The organism is Streptomyces drozdowiczii (assembly GCF_026167665.1).
Classification (GTDB): domain Bacteria; phylum Actinomycetota; class Actinomycetes; order Streptomycetales; family Streptomycetaceae; genus Streptomyces; species Streptomyces drozdowiczii_A.
Window position 1 is genome coordinate 5,421,337 of the sequence record NZ_CP098740.1, and the last position, 17,771, is coordinate 5,439,107.

General features: G+C 72.9%; 17 protein-coding genes. 11 read left to right on the top strand and 6 right to left on the bottom strand.

Going from position 1 to position 17,771, the window contains the following annotated elements; genetic code table 11:
* Positions 1-2: 2 nt before the first annotated feature.
* On the top strand, positions 3-992 hold the full coding sequence (gene dapD / locus NEH16_RS24620; protein ID WP_073968347.1) for a 2,3,4,5-tetrahydropyridine-2,6-dicarboxylate N-succinyltransferase: 990 nt from the start codon (positions 3-5) through the stop codon (positions 990-992).
* 173 nt (positions 993-1,165) lie between these two features.
* Here the strand turns inward: dapD and dapA are convergent, their stop codons facing one another.
* Positions 1,166-2,059 carry a 4-hydroxy-tetrahydrodipicolinate synthase gene (gene dapA / locus NEH16_RS24625; protein ID WP_265544991.1) on the bottom strand — a complete coding sequence of 298 codons (894 nt, stop codon included), beginning with the start codon at positions 2,057-2,059 and terminating at the stop codon, positions 1,166-1,168.
* 113 nt (positions 2,060-2,172) lie between these two features.
* Positions 2,173-2,616: a GNAT family N-acetyltransferase gene (locus NEH16_RS24630; RefSeq protein ID WP_265544993.1), complete on the bottom strand. Its 444-nt coding sequence runs from the start codon at positions 2,614-2,616 to the stop codon at positions 2,173-2,175.
* A 217-nt stretch (positions 2,617-2,833) separates the two neighbouring features.
* Between NEH16_RS24630 and NEH16_RS24635 the strand changes: the two genes are divergently transcribed.
* From NEH16_RS24635 to NEH16_RS24645, 3 genes are all read left to right on the top strand, one after another.
* A complete protein-coding gene (locus tag NEH16_RS24635) occupies positions 2,834-4,363 on the top strand; it encodes a hypothetical protein (RefSeq protein WP_265544994.1) in 1,530 nt (509 codons plus the stop codon).
* A gap of 145 nt (positions 4,364-4,508) precedes the next feature.
* Positions 4,509-5,996 (top strand): alkaline phosphatase PhoX, encoded by a 1,488-nt coding sequence (locus NEH16_RS24640; RefSeq protein ID WP_265544995.1) that lies wholly within the window; start codon positions 4,509-4,511, stop codon positions 5,994-5,996.
* A gap of 68 nt (positions 5,997-6,064) precedes the next feature.
* Complete coding sequence (locus NEH16_RS24645) at positions 6,065-6,295, top strand: CarD family transcriptional regulator (protein WP_073968352.1); 231 nt, start codon at positions 6,065-6,067, stop codon at positions 6,293-6,295.
* Positions 6,296-6,365: 70 nt separating this feature from the next.
* Here NEH16_RS24645 and NEH16_RS24650 read toward each other — a convergent pair whose 3' ends face one another.
* The 3 genes from NEH16_RS24650 to NEH16_RS24660 all read right to left on the bottom strand — a co-directional run bounded on the left by NEH16_RS24650 (position 6,366) and on the right by NEH16_RS24660 (position 8,730).
* Entirely contained in the window at positions 6,366-7,544 is a 1,179-nt protein-coding gene (locus NEH16_RS24650; protein WP_265544996.1) for a TerD family protein, read from the bottom strand.
* A gap of 99 nt (positions 7,545-7,643) precedes the next feature.
* Positions 7,644-7,862, bottom strand: coding sequence for a hypothetical protein (locus NEH16_RS24655; protein ID WP_073968354.1), 219 nt, complete (start codon positions 7,860-7,862; stop codon positions 7,644-7,646).
* A 52-nt stretch (positions 7,863-7,914) separates the two neighbouring features.
* Positions 7,915-8,730, bottom strand: a complete 816-nt coding sequence (locus NEH16_RS24660) for an NAD-dependent epimerase/dehydratase family protein (protein WP_265544997.1) — start codon at positions 8,728-8,730, stop codon at positions 7,915-7,917.
* Between the two features lie 197 nt (positions 8,731-8,927).
* Here NEH16_RS24660 and NEH16_RS24665 point away from each other — a divergent pair, with 197 nt between their 5' ends.
* Together NEH16_RS24665 and NEH16_RS24670 are read left to right on the top strand one after the other, a co-directional pair.
* Positions 8,928-9,872, top strand: coding sequence for a 5-dehydro-4-deoxyglucarate dehydratase (locus NEH16_RS24665; RefSeq protein WP_265544998.1), 945 nt, complete (start codon positions 8,928-8,930; stop codon positions 9,870-9,872).
* Entirely contained in the window at positions 9,869-11,050 is a 1,182-nt protein-coding gene (locus tag NEH16_RS24670) for a hypothetical protein (RefSeq protein ID WP_265544999.1), read from the top strand. Before NEH16_RS24665 ends, NEH16_RS24670 begins: the two co-directional genes overlap by 4 nt.
* On the opposite strand, the gene NEH16_RS24675 is transcribed toward NEH16_RS24670, so the two are convergent.
* Entirely contained in the window at positions 11,036-12,256 is a 1,221-nt protein-coding gene (locus tag NEH16_RS24675; protein WP_265547370.1) for an MFS transporter, read from the bottom strand. The genes NEH16_RS24670 and NEH16_RS24675 overlap by 15 nt on opposite strands.
* A gap of 264 nt (positions 12,257-12,520) precedes the next feature.
* Between NEH16_RS24675 and NEH16_RS24680 the strand changes: the two genes are divergently transcribed.
* From NEH16_RS24680 to NEH16_RS24700, 5 genes are all read left to right on the top strand, one after another.
* Positions 12,521-13,177: a GntR family transcriptional regulator gene (locus NEH16_RS24680; protein WP_073864716.1), complete on the top strand. Its 657-nt coding sequence runs from the start codon at positions 12,521-12,523 to the stop codon at positions 13,175-13,177.
* 29 nt (positions 13,178-13,206) lie between these two features.
* Positions 13,207-14,109, top strand: a complete 903-nt coding sequence (locus tag NEH16_RS24685; RefSeq protein ID WP_265545000.1) for a dihydrodipicolinate synthase family protein — start codon at positions 13,207-13,209, stop codon at positions 14,107-14,109.
* The gene (gene araD / locus NEH16_RS24690) at positions 14,106-15,833 is read left to right on the top strand and encodes an L-arabinonate dehydratase (RefSeq protein ID WP_265545002.1); all 1,728 of its coding nucleotides are present in this window, start codon (positions 14,106-14,108) and stop codon (positions 15,831-15,833) included. Before NEH16_RS24685 ends, araD begins: the two co-directional genes overlap by 4 nt.
* A gap of 89 nt (positions 15,834-15,922) precedes the next feature.
* Positions 15,923-16,852 carry a carbohydrate ABC transporter permease gene (locus NEH16_RS24695; RefSeq protein ID WP_073968362.1) on the top strand — a complete coding sequence of 310 codons (930 nt, stop codon included), beginning with the start codon at positions 15,923-15,925 and terminating at the stop codon, positions 16,850-16,852.
* Entirely contained in the window at positions 16,849-17,766 is a 918-nt protein-coding gene (locus NEH16_RS24700; RefSeq protein WP_265545004.1) for a carbohydrate ABC transporter permease, read from the top strand. Before NEH16_RS24695 ends, NEH16_RS24700 begins: the two co-directional genes overlap by 4 nt.
* Positions 17,767-17,771 lie beyond the last annotated feature (5 nt).

The following is a 17,771-nucleotide window of genomic DNA, read 5'->3' on the forward strand; positions in this document are numbered from 1 at the left end:
TCATGACCGACACGACTTCCACCCGTACCACCGGCGCCGTCGCCGCCGGCCTCGCCACCATCGCCGGCGACGGTTCCGTCCTCGACACCTGGTTCCCCGCCCCCGAGCTGACCGCCGAGCCCGGCCCCGCCGGAACCGAGCGGCTCGGCCCGGACCAGGCCGTCAACCTGCTCGGCGAGGGCGCCGCCAAGGCCATCGGCGTGGACGCCCGCCGCGGGGTCGAGGTCGTCGCCGTGCGCACGGTCATCGGCTCGCTGGACGACAAGCCGCTCGACGCCCACGACGTCTACCTGCGCCTGCACCTGCTCTCGCACCGCCTGGTCCAGCCGCACGGGCAGAACCTGGACGGCATCTTCGGCCACCTCGCCAACGTCGCCTGGACCTCGCTCGGCCCGGTCGCCGTGGACGACCTGGAGAAGGTGCGGCTCAACGCCCGCGCCGAGGGCCTGCACCTCCAGGTCACCTCCGTCGACAAGTTCCCGCGCATGACGGACTACGTGGCGCCCAAGGGCGTCCGGATCGCGGACGCCGACCGGGTGCGCCTCGGCGCGCACCTCGCCTCCGGCACGACCGTGATGCACGAGGGCTTCGTCAACTTCAACGCCGGCACGCTCGGCACGTCGATGGTCGAGGGCCGCATCTCGGCCGGCGTCGTCATCGGTGACGGCTCGGACATCGGCGGCGGGGCCTCCACGATGGGCACGCTCTCCGGCGGCGGCAAGGAGCGCATCGTGATCGGCGAGCGCTGCCTGGTCGGCGCGGAGGCCGGGGTCGGCATCGCGCTCGGCGACGAGTGCGTCGTCGAGGCCGGTCTGTACGTCACCGCCGGCACGCGCGTCACCATGCCGGACGGCCAGGTGGTCAAGGCCCGCGAGCTCTCCGGCGCCTCGAACATCCTCTTCCGCCGCAACTCGGTCACCGGAGCCGTCGAGGCCCGCCCGAACAACGCGGTCTGGGACGGCCTCAACGACGTCCTGCACAGCAACGACTAGGCCCTGTCGTCAAATTGCCGTCGTCCGCCCGGAGGGCGGGCCGGGCGGCGTCAGGTGCGTGCTCTCGGCGTGCCGGCCCCAGACCCCTGTACTGGATGTACCGGGGTCTGGGGCCGGTGCGGCGAGAGTGCGTGCATGGCGTCGCCCGGCAGACGGGAATTTGACGACAGGGCCTAGGCCGGGACGAGGAGTTCCTCGTACGCCGCACGCAGCCCGTCGGACGCCTCGCGCCCGGCGGGCTGCAGCGGTTCCCGGACCGGGCCCGCCGCCAGCAGCGCCTTCGCGGTCACCGTGCCGGGCAGCCCGGACGCCATCATCAGCGCGGTCAGCGGGGCGAGCCGCGCGTTCAGCCGCGCGGCCCCGTCGGTGTCCCCGGCGTCGAACGCGTCCAGCACCGCCCGCATCCGGCCCGGCACCACATTGGCGACCGTGCTGACGTACCCGGCGCCGCCCACCGCGTACAGCGGCAGATTCAGCTCCTCGCAGCCCGAGTAGTAGGCGAGCCCGCCGGCCGCGATCACCCGGGTCGCCGTCAGCAGGTCCTGCGAGCAGTCCTTCACCGCCACGATGCGCGGGTGCTCCGCGAGGGCGAGCATCGTCTCCGGCTCGATGCGGGTGCCGGTGCGGCCCGGGATGTCGTACAGCATCACCGGCAGCCCCACCGCGTCCGCGATCCGCCGGAAGTGCGCCTCCACGGCCGCCTGCGGGGGCCTGCTGTAGTACGGGGTCACCACCAGGAGCCCGTCCGCGCCCGCCCGTTCCGCCTGGTGCGCCAGCTCGATCGTGTGCCGGGTGTCCGCCGTGCCGACGCCCGCCACCAGCGGCACGCCCGGGCCGACCGCCTCGCGCACCGCGCGCACCAGCTCCGCCTTCTCCGCGTCGGAGGTGGTCGGGGACTCACCGGTCGTGCCGCTGAGCACCAGCCCGTCGCAGCCGCCCGCCACCAGCGCCGCGGCGTGCGCGGCGGCGGCCTCCCGGTCGAGGGCGCCGTCGGCGGTGAACGGCGTGATCATGGCGCAGAGGGCGCGGCCGAAGGGGCGGGGGCGGGCAGGTGCGGAAGGCGTCATTCCAGCAGTGTCGGCCCGCCGGACCATGAAGGTCTACTTAGATCTGCTGCGGGTGAAGGTGAAGCGAAGCTCAATCATCGCGGGGGCGGGGCCTCCCGGGGCGGCCCGGGCGCTCAGAGGGCGAGCTTGAATCCCTCGTGGCTCGCGGTGAACCCCAGCGAGACGTAGAAGCGGTGCGCGTCCGTCCGGCTCCGGTTGCTGGTGAGCTGCACCAGCGCGCAGCCGCGCAGCCGGGCCCGCTCGACCGCGAGCTCCATCAACCGCCGTCCGAGGCCGCCGCCCCGGCGGTCCGCCCGGATCCGCACGGCCTCGATCAGCGCCCGCTCGGCACCGCCCTTGCCGAGCCCCGGGATGTACGTGGCCTGAAGGCAGCCCACCACCGTCCCGTCCACGTCGAGCACCAGGATCTCGTTGCGCGCGTCGGCCGCGATGTCGGCGAACGCCTTCTCGTACGCCTCGCCCACGACGACCGAGGCGGGGTCGGTCACCGCGTCCTCGTCGGCGAGCAGCGCGAGGACGGCGGGCAGGTCGGAGCGGGTCGCGATACGCAGATGCACGCCCCGGATTCTGGCACGGGCGCCCCGGTGCCCGGCAGGCCGGTCCCGGGTCCCGGGGCCCATGCCCCCGTTCCGGTCGGCGCGCGGCGAAATACGTCTAGGCTTGGGGCGTGTTCCGGATATGCGGCCCCGTGCCGGGCGGCGCGGAGCACGTTCCGAGCCCCGGCTTATCCGGCCCGGCGGCCGACACCCCCGTACGTTCCGAGGAGACCCCCTGATGTCCGCAGAGCGCCCGACCCTGCCGCCGGTCCGGCTGCACTCCGAGGCCGAGCTGGCACGGGACGCGCTGGCCGCGCCGCTGCTCGCCCGTGCCGCCCGGCTCGCCCGCTGGGCCGGTCCGGACACCAGGGTCGGCGCCGGCGGCGAACTGGTCGACGCGCAGCTGCCCGCCGCCGCCGAACTCCTCGGCCTCACCCCGGACGAGGACGGCGCGGCCGAGGCCAGCGAGGCGTGGCGGCTCGCCGTGGACACCGGCCTCGTGGACATCGAGGACCCCGCCGACGAGACGGGCGACCCGGACGGCGGCTTCGCCGGGGCGGACGGCTTCGACGAGGACGACGAGCCCGGGGCCGGGGGCGGGGGCGAGGAGCCGGCCGGGACCGTCACGCCCGGCGAGAACCTGGCGCTGCTGACCGGGGGTTCACCGGCGGACGTTCTCGCGATCTGGCTCGACGGCCTGGAGGCCGCGTACGCCGACGCCACCGCGCCCGCCTTCGACGACTTCGCGGACCTCATCGGTGAGGACGGCTCGGTCGACTTCGACGCGCTCGACTGGGACCCGGAGACCGAGACGGAGTTCCTGGACGGGGTCCTCGGCAACCTGTACCTGCTCACCGTCGGAGAAGGGGCGGACGGGGCGCCCGTGCCGCTGCCCGCGCTCGCCGCCTCGATGATCGTCCCCGACGACATGGGCGAGCCCACCGACGACGTCCTGGAGCAGGTCTCGGACGCGATGATGCGGCTGGACGACCAGTTCCGGGTCCTCGAACCCATCGGGATCGTCGAGTACCAGCCGGTGGACGAGGCGCTGCTGGTCGAGGAGGGCGAGGACGCGCTCTCCCCGGGCGACGAGGAGGACGTCACCCGCTACGGCATGGTCCGGCTGACCCCGCTCGGCCTCTACGGCATCCGCGCCCGCATGCTGGACGCCGGGGTGGACGCCCCGGCGATCGGCGACCTCGCGGACAAGGGCGCCGACGCGCTCCTCGGCGGCGTCGCCCACTACCCGGAGGCCGCCGCGCGCGCCGAGATCCAGCTGTGGCTGACCCGCCGGGGCCCGGACGGCGCCGCCGCCGAACTCCTGGACGCCGCACGGGGCACGGACGAGCTGGGCCCGCTGCGCCGACTGCACTGCCAGCAGGCGCTCGCCCTGGTCGGCGCCGAGGCGGAGCCCGCCGTGCGCGCGGTCCTGGACGATCCGGAACTCGGCGGCCTGGCCCGGGTCTGGCTCGCCGAGCGCGGCGCGGAAGGCGTCCCGGCGCCCTCGGAAGCGATGATCTTCTGGCTCGCCATCGACACGATCGCGGCCCAGCTGGAGGCCGCCGGCGACCTCGAAGAGCTCCAGGGCCTGGTCGAGGGGCTGTCCGGCCAGCACAGCGGCTTCTTCGAGGAGGCGTGGCGCGTCGACCACCCGGCCACGGCGGACGTCCTGGAGGCGATGGGGCGGCTGCACAGCGACAAGAAGCAGGCCAAGGACGCCCGCAAGGCCGCGTTCAAGGCGCGCTCGCGCGGCGGATCGGCCGACTGAGCGGGCGTACCGCGACGGGGTGAGGGGCGGCCGAAGTTCACCGAACGGGTCGCCCCGAAGTCGTCGCCGGTTCAACTGGTGTTGGGGAACGGGCGGAACGGTGAGGGCCGTCAACAGCACGCCCCCGCAGCACCAGGAGTACGTGATGGCCTTCACGCGCAGGGAATTCACCAGACAGTCCGCCCTCACCGGCGCGGGCATCGCCCTCACCGGAACCGTCGCCGCGCTGGCCACCGCGCCCGGCGCCCTCGCCGCCGGGGACTCCCACGGTCACGGCCACGACGACCACGGCCACGGACACGGGCACGACGGTCACGGCCACGACCACGGCCACGACCGCGGTCCCGGGTACGGCCCGCTGCGCTCCGACCCGAAGGGCATACTCGCGCTGCCCGCCGGATTCTCGTACCGGATCGTCACGCACTGCGGGGTCACCAAGCTGGACAGCGGCGAGTACACGCCGTCCAACCACGACGGCACGGCCGCCTTCGAGGGCCCGCGCGGGGTGACCCTCCTGGTCAACAACCACGAGCTGGCCGGCACCCGGGAGGGCTGGGAGCACCCCGTCCCCCTCACCGACGGCCTGGTCTACGACCCGGTCGCGGCGGGCGGCTGCACCGTCGTGGAGACCCGCCGCGACGGCCGCACCGCCGAGTGGGTCGGCATCGCGGGCACCTCCACCAACTGCGCGGGCGGCGCCACCCCGTGGAACACCTGGCTCACCTGCGAGGAGACCGAGGACAAGGCCGGCAAGAACGGCCTCCTGAAGGACCACGGCTACGTCTTCGAGGTCGACCCGTACGACCGGCGCGCCAACCGCTCGCCGCGCCCCATCAAGGCGTTCGGCCGGTACGCGCACGAGGCGGTCGTCATCGACCCCAAGCAGGGCCACGCCTACCTCACCGAGGACGCCTCGGGCCCCAACGGCCTGCTCTACCGCTGGGTGCCGCCGCACGGCTTCCGGCACGGCCGGGGCAAGCTGCGCACCCTCGCCGACGACGCGGGCGTGCTCCAGGCGTTCAAGTGCTTCGACAAGAACGGCAAGTTCGTCGATGACCTCTCCCGGGCCACGAAGACCGGCACCGTGTACGGCGTGGACTGGGTGGACGTGCCGGACCGCGACGCCAAGTCCGTCTCGGTGCGCAAGCAGTTCGCGGACGGCACGGTCACCCGCGCCCGCAAGCTGGAGGGCATGTGGTGGGCCGACGGCGGCGCGTACGTCGTGTCCTCCTTCGCCCGTGACGAGAGCCCCGTCCAGCACGACGGCCAGGTCTGGTTCTACGACCCGAAGCGCCGCACGCTGACCCTGAAGGTGCTCCTCGGCGTCAACCCGGACCCGTCGAAGGACGGCGCGTTCGACGGCCCGGACAACATCACCGTCTCGCCGTACGGCGGCCTGGTCATCGCCGAGGACGGCGAGGGCGTCCAGCACCTCTTCGGGGCCACCGAGAGCGGCCGTACGTACCCGATCGCGCGCAACGAGCTGAACATCGGCAGCGCCGAGGAGCCGGAGTACAGCGAGTTCACCGGGGTCACGTTCTCGCCGGACGGGCGGACGCTGTTCGCCAACATCCAGACCCCGGGGATCATGGTCGCGATCACCGGTCCGTGGAAGCGTCAGCCCAGCCGCTAGAGCCCGCCGGACAGGCTCTTAGCTGCGGGGCATGGCGTCGGGCCCGCCGGGGGCGCATACTCAAAGCAATGAAACAGTCAGCCGGCTCCCGCCGCCACCTGCCGTCCAGTCCCTTCAACCGCCCGGCCCAGGCGACCCCACCGGTCGAGTTGTTCGACGTGGGTGACCGGGTCTCGCACGACCAGTTCGGTCTCGGGCGCGTCCTCGCCGTCGAGGGCGACAACGACGCGGTGCTCATCGACTTCGCGGGCCGCCAGGGCCGCATCATGAGCCCGTACTCCAAGCTCACCAAGCTCTGAGGCCGCCACAGGGGCCGTCCGCCAGCCGCGCGGACGGCCCCTGTGCCGTGCCCGGGCCCGTGCCCGGGTCCTACAGCGCCTGGGCGGCCGGCTTGACCATGCCCCTGACGGTCCGAGACTTCACGAAGTCGCCCATCGCGGTCATCTCCCACTCGCCGGAGAACTGCTTGATCAGCTTGGCCATCATCACGCCGGTCTGCGGCTCGGCCCCGGTCAGGTCGAAGCGGACCAGCTCCTCGTCGGTGGCGGCGTCCACCAGTCGGCAGTACGCCTTGGCCACCTCGGTGAACTTCTGGCCGGTGAACGAGTTGACCGTGAACATCAGGCCGGTCGCCTCGGCGGGGATCTGCCCCAGGTCGACGGTGATCACCTCGTCGTCCCCCGCGCCCTCACCGGTGAGGTTGTCCCCGGAGTGCTTGATCGCGCCGTTCAGGATGGACAGCTTGCCGAAGTAGCAGCTGTCCAGGTGGTTGCGCTGGGGCCCGTACGCGATGACCGAGGCGTCCAGGTCGATGTCCTTGCCCCGGAAGGCGGGCTCCCAGCCGAGGCCCATCTTGACCCGGGAGAGCAGCGGGCGCCCCGCCTTGATCAGCGAGACCGTCTCGTTCTTCCGGAGGCTGACCCGCCCCTTGTCCAGGTTGATCCGGCCGGGGGCGGCCGGTGCGGGGGCCGCGGCCGGTGCCGGGGCGGCGACCGGCGGCGGGGGAGCGGGGGCGGTGACCGCCGGGGCGGCGGGCGGGGCGGCCGGTTCCTCGACCGTGACGCCGAAGTCCGTGGCGATGCCCGCCAGGCCGTTCGCGTAACCCTGGCCGACCGCGCGGACCTTCCAGGCGCCGCCGCGCCGGTAGACCTCCAGGATCACGAGCGCGGTCTCGGCGCCCAACTGGGGCGGGGTGAAGGACGCGAGCACGGCGCCGTCGTCCGCGTTGCGCACGGTGGCGGTCGGCTCGACGCCCTGGAAGGTCCGGCCGGCCTCGTCCGGGCTCGCCGTGACGACGATCTTCTCGATGCCGGCGGGCACCGACGCGGTGTCCACGACGACGGCGTCCGGCGCGCTGCCGCCGCCCGAGCGGTAGCTCACGCCGGGGCCGGTGGGCTGGTTGTAGAAGATGAAGTCGTCGTCGGAGCGCACCTTGCCGTCGGCGGTGAGCAGCAGGCCCGAGACGTCGAGCCGCACGGGCGCGGCGACGTCCACCGCCACGCGGACGGCGTTGAGCGGGAGGTTCGAGCCGGGTGTCATAGCGGTCATGTCCGGATGAACGAACGACCCGGCTTTGCCGTTCCCTTACCTTTCGGCAGCTTCGCCCGTACGGCGGAAGCCTCCGTTCCGCCCGGCGGCCCGCTCCCGTCAGCGGTTGCGCGGGTGGTTGCGCGCGGTGCGCTCGTTGCCGTGCTTGTACGCCCCGGTCCAGCGGGCCATCACCAGCTGGGCGTCGCCCGCCTCCACCTCGGCCAGGAACTTCGCCGCCCGGCCGCCGCGCAGGGTGCCCGCCGGACGGCCGTGGTGGGTGACGGTGACGCTCGCGTCGCCGTGCTGCTCGTACCGGAATCCCGAAGGTCTCGCCATGACCGCATCATGCCGCGCCGACGCGCCCGGGGACGAAGGCATTTTCACGGCCTCAGTGCGGCCAGATCGGCGGGTTGGTGCAGAAGTGGCCGCCGAGGTGGGCGTGGTCCGGGTTGGCCGGGTCCAGCTCGCCGTGTTCCGCGACGAGCTTCGCCGCGTACGGCTCCGAGTCGTCCTGCGGCTCGTAACCCAGCGCGCGGGCCGAGGTGAGGTCCCACCACAGCCGGGTGTTGTCCGAGGAGCCGTACACGACGGTGTGCCCGACGTTCTCGGCGGTCAGTGCCGCGTCGAAGAGCCGGGCCCCGTCCGCCGGGCTCATCCAGACCGAGAGCATCCGGACCGAGGTCGGCTCCGGGAAGCAGGAGCCGATGCGGACGGAGACCGTCTCCACGCCGTGCAGGTCCCAGTACAGCTGGGCAAGGTCCTCGCCGAACGACTTGGAGAGGCCGTAGAAGGTGTCGGGGCGGCGCGGGGTCTCCACCGGGATCAGCGGATCGCCCGGGAGCGGGCGCTGGGTGAAGCCCACCGCGTGGTTGGACGAGGCGAACACGACGCGCCGGACGCCGGCCTCGCGCGCGGCCTCGTAGAGGTTGTACGTGCCCTCGATGTTCGCCCGGAGGATCTTGTCGAAGGAGGCTTCCAGGGAGATGCCCGCGAGGTGGATGATCGCGTCGACCCCGGTCACCGCCGCGCGCAGCGCCTCCCGGTCCCCGAGGTCGGCGGTGATCGCGTCCGGCTCGCCCTCGATCGGCACCATGTCGAACAGGCGCAGTGTGTAGCCGTGGGCGGGCAGCAGCTCGCGCATCAGCGTGCCGAGGCCGCCGGCGGCGCCGGTGAGCAGGACGGTGCGGGGCTTTTCGGCGGGCATGCGGGGTCTCCTCTTGGATCAGGTTCACATGCGTGGACAAGGTATGCGGGGGCCCGGAGGGCGTCAAGGGAGTCTGCGGAGGGTTGGTCCGGACCGGGGCGTCGTCGCCTTGACCCCGGAGCCTCGCCGGGCCTAGCTTAGGCATCGTTCATAAATATGGACACCAATCAGAGATGCGCACGCCTCAGGAGGCGCCCGTGAGCTCAGACCCGCTGGCCGCCCGGCTCACCGCCGTTGCCGGGCCGCTCTTCTTCCCCGTCACCGCGTACGATGCGGCCGGCGCCGTCGACCTGGACGTCTTCCGGGCGCATGTCCGCCAGGGCATCGACGCGGGCGCGGCGGCCGTCTTCGCGTGCTGCGGCACCGGGGAGTTCCACGCCCTGGCCCCGGAGGAGTTCCGGAGCGTCGTCGCCGCCGCGGTGGAGGAGACCGCCGGGCAGGTGCCGGTCGTCGCGGGCGCCGGATACGGCACCGCGCTGGCCGTCCAGTTCGCCCGGCTCGCCGAGGAGGCCGGTGCGGACGGACTCCTCGCCATGCCCCCGTACCTGGTCCACGCGGACCAGGAAGGGCTGCTGGCCCACTACACCGCGCTGGCCGGGGCGACCGGCCTGGAGACCATCGTCTACCAGCGCGACAACGCCGTCTTCACCCCGGAGACCGTGCTCGCCCTGGCGCAGACCCCCGGGATCATCGGCCTGAAGGACGGCTACGGGGACCTGGACCTCATGCAGCGCATCGTGAGTGCGGTGCGCACCGGGCTGCCCGGGTGGGACTTCCTCTACTTCAACGGGCTGCCCACCGCCGAACTCACCGGCCTCGCCTACCGGGGCATCGGCGTCACGCTGTACTCCTCGGCCGTCTTCGCCTTCGCCCCCGACATCGCGCTCGCCTTCTACCGCGCCCTGGACTCCGGCGACGACGCCCTGGTCAACGCGCTGCTCGACTCCTTCTACCGGCCGCTCGTCGAGCTCCGGGCCCAGGGCCGCGGCTACGCCGTCTCCCTGGTCAAGGCGGGCGTCCGGCTCCACGGCCTGGACGTCGGGCCGGTGCGCAGCCCGCTCACCGAGCCGCCTGCCGCCCACATCAAGGAGCTGACGGAGATCGTCGCCGCCGGGCGCGCGCTGCTGGAGGGGCGCGGATGAGGACGTCCGCCTTCCTCTACCCCTGGGACGTCGTCGGCGACCCGGACGCCCCTACCCGCATCGCGGACCTCGGCGTCCAGCAGGTGACGCTCGCCGCCGCCTACCACTCGACCCGGGCGCTGACCCCCCGCCACCCGGGCCACCGCATCGTCACGGCCGAGTACGCGGCGGTCCTGTACCCGCCGGACGAAGGCCGCTGGGCCGGGCGGGGGCTCCGCCCGTACCGGCAGGCGTGGATGCCCTCCGACGACCCCTTCGCGGAGGCCGCCGAGGCGCTGTCCGGGGCCGGTCTCGACGTGCACAGCTGGGTGGTCCTCGCGCACAGCTCACGCCTGGGCGCCGACCACCCGGACACCTCGGTGGTCAACGCCTACGGGGACCGCTACCCGTGGGCGCCCTGCATCGCACGCCCGGAGGTCCGCGCCTACCTGGTGGACCTGGCGGCGGAGGCGGCGGTGCGCGACGGGGCGCGGGGCACCGAGCTGGAGTCCTGCGGCTGGTACGGCTTCGCCCACCTCCACGCCCACGACAAGGTGGCGGGCGTCGGGCTCGGGGACGCGGCGCAGTACCTGATGTCGCTCTGCTTCTGCGCCGTCTGCCGGGCCGGTTACGCCGGGCAGGGCCTCGATCCCGAGGAGCTGCGCGCGGCCGTGCGGAGCGCGCTGGCCCCGGTCTGGTCCGGGCCCGGATCGCCGGACGCGGGCTGGGACGCCGTGGGCAAGCTGCTCGGCGCCGGACTCGCGGAGGCGACGCTGCGGTGGCGCACCGAGGTGGCCCGGAGCCTCCAGGAAGCGGTGACCGGCGCGGTGCGGGCCGCGGCGGCGCCCGGCTTCCAGGTGCTGCTGCACGCCGACCCCGCCCCGTACCGCTGCGGGGCCAATGTGGGCGTCGACCCCGGGCACATCCTCTCCGTGGCGGACGGCGTGGTGCTGCCGTGCACCGGGGCCGACGCGGCGCGGGAGGCGGTGCTCGGGCCGTTCGCCGGGCGGGCGGACGACGCGGTCGTCGCGGCCAACCTCACCGTGGTGCGCGGCATGGGCGGCAGCCCGGACACGCTGGAACGGGACGCCGCGCACGCCGCCTCGCTCGGCGCGAACCAACTCCGCCTGTACCACGCGGGCCTGGCATCGGACCCGGACCTGGCGGCGGTGGCGGCGGCGCTGTCACGCCTCGGCTGAGGTCGGGACCGCCGGGCCGCCGGGGACCACCCGTTCCCGGCGGCCCGCCGTCAGCAGCAGCCCCGCCGTCAGGACCGCCCCCGCGCCCACCAGCGGCAGCAGCACCGTCACGTCCACCCGCGCCACCAGGCCCGCGCCGATCCCCAGCGCCACCGCGTTCGGCGACATGATCAGCGTGTCGGCGGTCGCCGCCGTCCGGCCCAGGACCGCGTCCGGGGTCTCCCGCTGCACCGCCGTCAGCGCGGCGATCAGCACGCACGGCAGGCCCACCCCGATCAGCGCGCACGCGGCGAGCGCCGTCGCGTCGGACGGCACGGCCCGCAGCCCCACCGCGGCCCCGAACACCGCGATCCCGGCCGCCGCGAACACCCGCTCCGGCAGCCGGCGCATCAGCGCGCCCGCGCACAGCCCGACCGCGACGGACCCGAGCCCCTGGGCGACCGACAGCACACCCGCGTACGCGGGGGAGTGGCCGAGGACGTCGTCCACGACGGCGTACAGCGTCGCCCCGTTGAGCCCGGCGCAGAGCATCGTGGCCGAGGCCGCGAGGACCAGGGGCCGCAGCACCGGCGACCCCCACAGCTGCCGCAGCCCGGCCGCCCAGCCGCCCGCACCCATCGGCGCGGGCCGGGCCGTCCGCCGTATCCGCAACAGCGCGTAGAGACCGGCCGCCAGGGCGAACGAGACCGCGTCCAGGAGCGCCACCGCGCCGCCGCCGAAGCGGGCGAAGAGCCCGGCGCCGGTCAGCGGGGCGACCAGCTTCATGCTCTCGTTCGCCATCATCCGCAGGCCGTTGAAGTCGCCCAGCAACTCGGCCGGGACCGCCCCCGCCACCACGGCCGACTCCGCCGAGTCCATCAGCACCGAGAGACACCCGTACAGCACGAACACCGCGAACAGCAGCCAGACGCGCCCCTCCGCGCCCACTGCCGCGAGCATCGCCATCAGGGCCGCCAGGACGACGTTCGTGCCCACCAGGAGCGGCTTGCGGGGCAGGCGGTCCGCCACCGCCCCGAGCAGCGGGCCGAACAGGACCGGCAGCCAGACCGCGAACAGGGCGAGCGCCGCCAGCGCGTCCGAGCCCGTCAGCGACTTGACCCAGATCCCGGCCGCCAGTCGCATCGCCGAACTGCCGAACCCGGAGACCACGACCGCCGCGAGGAACAGCCCCGCCGTCCGGTTCCGCAGCACCCGACCCACCGCCATCACACCCACCGCACCTTTCCGACCTGCGCGTTCGTCCTGCGGTCAGGCTGGCGGCTGAGGCCCCGGCGCGGCATCGGGCAGATGCCCTACCCCGGGAACCCCCGTGCGGAGGACCGGAATCCGTGTACGGCACATGTCCAAGTCCCACGAAGTTCTTCTGTCAGAAGCGTTGACGAAACATTTGCGGCGGCCCTAGCTTCATCGCGTCGTACTCCGTACGTCATATATGAGACGCGATACGCGAGATGTGAGAGCCCTTCACCCATGACCTTTGCGCCCACCCCGATTCCGTCCCGCACCCAGTACGTGCTGGAGGCGATCAAGCACGCGATCCTCACGGCACAACTGAGGCCGGGGCAGGCGCTCGTGGAGACCGAGCTCGCCGCGCAGTTCGGGGTCTCCAAGACCCCCGTCCGCGAGGCGCTGAAGACCCTCGCCGGCACCGGACTCGTCGTCATGAGCCAGTACAAGGGTGCCACCGTCCGGCTGGTCGACGCGGCCATGGCCCGCGAGGTGTACGACGTACGGCTGCTGCTCGAACCGGAGGCGCTGCGCCGCTCGATCACCCGCAAGGCGTCCCTCGACGCGGCCCAGGAGGCCCTGGAGCGGGCGGACTCGGCGGGCGACAAGGCCGACCGCTCGCTCGCCAACCGGGACTTCCACCGGGCGCTCTACCTGCCCTGCGGCAACCCGCTGCTCGCCCGGATGCTCGACGAGGTCCGCGACCAGGCGGCGCTGGTCTCCACCGTCGCCTGGTCGGCGATCCCGTCCTGGGAGCGGGAGGCGGCCGAGCACCGGGAGATCCTGCGGCTCGCGCTCGCCGACGACGCGGACGCGGCGGCCGGGGCCCTGCACGACCACATCGCGTCGTTCGTCCGCCGCGCCTTCCCCGACGACGAGGACGGGGGCGGCGCGGCGTGAACCGGCACACCGAAGAAAGGCCAGTCCGCATGGACCTCACCCCGCTGAAGGCGGCCCTCGCAGATGTCGTGGCGATCCCGGTGACCCCGTTCGCCGGGGACGGGTCCATCGACACGACGGCGCACCGCGCCCTGCTGCGGAGACTGCTCGACGGCGGCGTGCGCATCGTCACCCCGAACGGCAACACCGGGGAGTTCTACGCGCTCACCCCCGAGGAGCGGCGCGCCGTCACCGAGCTGACCGTCGAGGAGGCCGGCGGCCGGGCCGCGGTCCTGGTGGGCGTGGGACACGACGTGCCGACCGCCGTCGCCGCCGCCGAGCACGCCCGGGACGCCGGTGCCGAGATGGTGATGATCCACCAGCCCGTCCACCCGTACGTCTCGCAGGACGGCTGGATCGACTACCACCGGGCCATCGCCGAGGCCGTGCCCGGGCTCGGGGTCGTCCCGTACATCCGCAACCCGCACCTGGACGGCGGCTGCCTGGCCGTGCTCGCCGACAGCTGCCCCAACGTCATCGGCGTCAAGTACGCGGTGCCGGACGCGGCCCGCTTCGCCGCCTTCGCCCGCGACGCCGGTCTTGACCGCTTCGTCTGGGTCGCCGGGCTCGCCGAGCTGTACGCCCCGGCCTACTTCTCCGCGGGCGCCACCGGCTTCACCTCCGGGCTCGTCAACGTGGCGCCCGGCGTCTCGCTGGCCATGCTGGAGGCGCTGCGGGCCGGCGACCACCCGGCGGCCATGAAGGTCTGGGAGCAGATCCGCCGCTTCGAGGAGCTGCGCGCCGACCGGCAGTCCGCCAACAACGTCACCGTCGTCAAGGAGGCCCTGGCCGCCCTCGGGCTGTGCGACCGCGCGGTGCGCCCGCCCAGCCGGGTGCTGCCCGAGGCACAGCGCGCCGAGGTCGCCGACCAGATCGCCGGGTGGTCCATATGACCGCCCGCATCGCCCCCGAGGAGCTGCGCAGCCACCAGTGGTACGGCACCGACGGGCTCCGCTCCTTCAGCCACCGCGCCCGCACCCGCCAGCTCGGCTACCTCCCCGAGGAGCACCTGGGCAAGCCGGTCGTGGCGATCCTCAACACCTGGTCGGACATCAACCCCTGCCACGTCCACCTGCGCGACCGGGCGCAGGCCGTGAAGCGCGGGGTCTGGCAGGCGGGCGGCTTCCCGCTGGAGTTCCCGGTCTCCACGCTCTCGGAGACCTTCCAGAAGCCGACCCCGATGCTCTACCGGAACATGCTGGCGATGGAGACCGAGGAGCTGCTGCGCTCCTACCCGGTCGACGGGGCGGTCCTGCTCGGCGGCTGCGACAAGTCCACCCCGGCCCTGCTGATGGGCGCCGCGTCCGTGGACCTGCCGGCCGTCTTCGTACCGGCCGGGCCGATGCTGCCGGGGCACTGGCGCGACGAGGTCCTGGGCTCCGGCACCGACATGTGGAAGTACTGGGACGACAAGCGCGCCGGGCTCATCGGCGACTGCGAGATGGGCGAGCTGGAGAACGGCCTCGCCCGCTCGCCCGGCCACTGCATGACCATGGGCACCGCGTCCACCCTCACCGCGGCCGCCGAAGCGCTCGGCGTCACCGTCCCCGGCGCCTCCTCGATCCCCGCCGTCGACTCCGGCCACGACCGGATGGCCGCCGCCTCCGGCCTCCGCATCGTCGAACTGGTGTGGCAGCAGCGGAAGCTGTCGCAGATCCTCACGGCGGAGGCGTACGAGGACGCCGTCGCGACCGTCCTCGCGCTCGGCGGCTCCACCAACGCCGTCATCCACCTCATCGCGATGGCCGGCCGCTCCGGGATCAAGCTCACCCTGGACGACTTCGACCGCATCGCCCGCACCGTCCCGGTCCTCGCCAACCTGCGCCCCGGCGGGAAGTACCTGATGGAGGACTTCCACTTCGCCGGCGGGCTCCCCGGCTTCCTGGCCCGCCTCACCGACGTCCTGCACCTGGACCGCCCCACGGTCGCCCACGACACCCTGCGCGAACAGCTCGACGGGGCGCTCGTACACAACGACGACGTCATACGGGAGCGCTCCAACGCCCTCGCCGAGGAGGGCGGCGTGGCGGTGCTGCGCGGCAACCTCTGCCCGGACGGCGCCGTCATCAAGCACATCGCCGCCGAACCGCACCTGCTGCGCCACACCGGACCCGCGGTCGTCTTCGACGACTACAAGGAGATGCAGCGCACCATCAACGACCCGGCGCTCGCGCTCACCCCCGACCATGTGCTGGTCCTGCGCAACGCGGGCCCCAAGGGCGGCCCCGGGATGCCCGAGTACGGCATGCTCCCGATCCCCGACTACCTGCTCAAGCAGGGCGTACGGGACATGGTCCGGCTCTCCGACGCCCGGATGAGCGGCACCAGCTACGGGGCGTGCGTGCTGCACATCGCGCCCGAGTCGTACGTCGGCGGGCCGCTCGCCCTCGTCCGCACCGGTGACCTCGTCACCCTGGACGTCGGGGCGCGGCTGCTGAACCTCGACGTGCCCGACGAGGAACTGGCGCGCCGCCGCGCCGAGTGGACCCCGCCGCCGGTCCGGTACGAGCGCGGCTACCAGGCGCTCTACCAGGACCAGATCACCCAGGCCGACACCGGCTGCGACTTCGCCTTCCTGGCCCGGCCGGGAGCAGTGCCCGACCCGTACGCAGGCTGAACGGCCCCTCAGAATTCCGGCGCCCCTTGGGACACCGAACCCCAAATGGAAAGCGCTTGCACCCCGTACAGAGAGAACGGAGACGTGTCATGGCCCAAGCCTCCGCCGCGGCCACACCGCCCAAGGTGCCCCGGCGCCGCTCCGCGAGCCCCCGCCGGCTGCCGTATCTGCTGATCGCCCCCGCGGGGCTGCTGATGCTCGGCTTCATCGCCTATCCGGTGGTCAGCGTCTTCTACTACAGCCTCCAGAACTACAACGTCACCAAGCCGTGGCGGAACGGCTTCGCGGGCCTCGACAACTTCACCCGGATCTTCACCGAGGACGACCAGTTCTGGACGACCCTCGGCTTCAGCGCCCAGTGGGTCTTCGTGCAGGTCGCGCTCCAGCTCACGCTGGGGCTCGCGCTGGCCCTGATCGTCAACCAGACCTTCATCGGCCGGGGCATCTCCCGCGCCATGGTCTTCTCGCCCTGGGCCGTCTCCGGGGTGCTGACCAGCACCATCTGGATCCTGCTCTACAACTCCTCGACCGGCTTCAGCCGCTACCTCGCGGACGCCGGGATCGGTGAGTACGGCACCTCGGTGCTCTCCGACACCGGCACCGTCTTCTGGGCCGCGACCGTCGCCGAACTCTGGCGCGGCGTCCCCTTCTTCGCCATCCTCATCCTCGCCGACCTCCAGTCCGTCTCCAAGGAGCTGTACGAGGCGGCCGCCGTGGACGGCGCCGGACGGCTGCGGCAGTTCTTCCACATCACCCTGCCCCACCTGCGCGACGCGATCATCCTGTCGACGCTGCTGCGCGGGGTCTGGGAGTTCAACAACGTCGACCTGCTCTACACCCTCACCGGCGGCGGACCGGCCGGCGAGACCACCACCCTGCCGCTCTACGTCGCCAACACCGGCATCGAGGGCCACGACTTCGGCTACGCCTCCGCGCTCACCACCGTCGCCTTCGTGATCCTCCTCTTCTGCTCGATCGTCTATCTGCGCCTGAGCAAGTTCGGAGGCGACCACAAGTGACTGCCGCACTCGCCGAGAAGAACGGCACCCGCGCCGCACGCCCGGCCGCCCCCGAAGGCCCGCCGCCCGCCGCGCCCCGCCGCGGGTCCGGCCGCGAACGCGCCTTCGACGACGTGCCGCGCTGGCAGATCTACGTACCGCTGGGCGTCTACCTGGTCTTCACGCTCGTTCCGTTCTACTGGATGTTCCTCTTCGCCGTCCGGCCCGCGGGGTCCACCTCGCTGGTGCCGTGGCCGATGACCGGGGAGCACTTCTCCAAGGTCTGGAACGAGCGCAGCTTCGCCGTCTTCTTCCAGAACAGCATGATCGTCGGCGTCTGCACCCTGCTCGCCACGACCCTCGTCGCGCTGGCCGGCGGCTACGCCCTCGCCCGGTTCGACTTCAGGATCAAGAACGGCTTCATGCTGGCGCTGCTCTGCTCGCAGTTCATCCCCGGCGCGCTGATGCTCGTCCCGCTCTTCGAGATCTTCAAGAACCTCCAGATGATCAACTCCCTGGGGAGCGTGGTCATCGCCGAGACGGTCTTCCAGCTGCCGCTCTCCATCATCCTGATCAGCGGATTCATCAAGAACGTGCCCCCTTCGCTGGAGGAGGCCGCCTGGGTGGACGGCTGCTCGCGCTTCCGGGCCTTCTGCGCGGTCGTGCTGCCGCTGCTGCGCCCCGGGCTCATCGCCGTCGGCTCCTTCGCCTTCGTGCACAGCTGGAACCACTTCCTGTTCGCGCTGATGTTCCTCAGCGAGCAGGACAAGCAGACGATCCCGGTCGGCCTGAACACCCTGATCGGCGCGGACAGCGTCGACCTGGGCGCGCTCGCCGCGGGCGGGGTGATCGCCGCGGTGCCCGTGGTGATCGTCTTCGCCTTCATCCAGAAGTGGCTGATCACCGGCTTCAGCGCCGGCGCCGTGAAGGGGTGACGGAC

Bases quoted from the DNA above. Each gene is read 5' to 3' on its own strand.
- NEH16_RS24660 (WP_265544997.1), bottom strand. From the start codon at position 8,730: ATGCCCGCCGAAAAGCCCCGCACCGTCCTGCTCACCGGCGCCGCCGGC.
- dapA (WP_265544991.1), bottom strand. From the start codon at position 2,059: ATGACGCCTTCCGCACCTGCCCGCCCCCGCCCCTTCGGCCGCGCCCTC.
- NEH16_RS24675 (WP_265547370.1), bottom strand. From the start codon at position 12,256: ATGGCGGTGGGTCGGGTGCTGCGGAACCGGACGGCGGGGCTGTTCCTC.
- NEH16_RS24680 (WP_073864716.1), top strand. From the start codon at position 12,521: ATGACCTTTGCGCCCACCCCGATTCCGTCCCGCACCCAGTACGTGCTG.
- NEH16_RS24635 (WP_265544994.1), top strand. From the start codon at position 2,834: ATGTCCGCAGAGCGCCCGACCCTGCCGCCGGTCCGGCTGCACTCCGAG.
- araD (WP_265545002.1), top strand. From the start codon at position 14,106: ATGACCGCCCGCATCGCCCCCGAGGAGCTGCGCAGCCACCAGTGGTAC.
- NEH16_RS24685 (WP_265545000.1), top strand. From the start codon at position 13,207: ATGGACCTCACCCCGCTGAAGGCGGCCCTCGCAGATGTCGTGGCGATC.
- NEH16_RS24645 (WP_073968352.1), top strand. From the start codon at position 6,065: ATGAAACAGTCAGCCGGCTCCCGCCGCCACCTGCCGTCCAGTCCCTTC.
- NEH16_RS24650 (WP_265544996.1), bottom strand. From the start codon at position 7,544: ATGACCGCTATGACACCCGGCTCGAACCTCCCGCTCAACGCCGTCCGC.
- NEH16_RS24640 (WP_265544995.1), top strand. From the start codon at position 4,509: ATGGCCTTCACGCGCAGGGAATTCACCAGACAGTCCGCCCTCACCGGC.
- NEH16_RS24695 (WP_073968362.1), top strand. From the start codon at position 15,923: ATGGCCCAAGCCTCCGCCGCGGCCACACCGCCCAAGGTGCCCCGGCGC.
- NEH16_RS24670 (WP_265544999.1), top strand. From the start codon at position 9,869: ATGAGGACGTCCGCCTTCCTCTACCCCTGGGACGTCGTCGGCGACCCG.
- NEH16_RS24655 (WP_073968354.1), bottom strand. From the start codon at position 7,862: ATGGCGAGACCTTCGGGATTCCGGTACGAGCAGCACGGCGACGCGAGC.
- dapD (WP_073968347.1), top strand. From the start codon at position 3: ATGACCGACACGACTTCCACCCGTACCACCGGCGCCGTCGCCGCCGGC.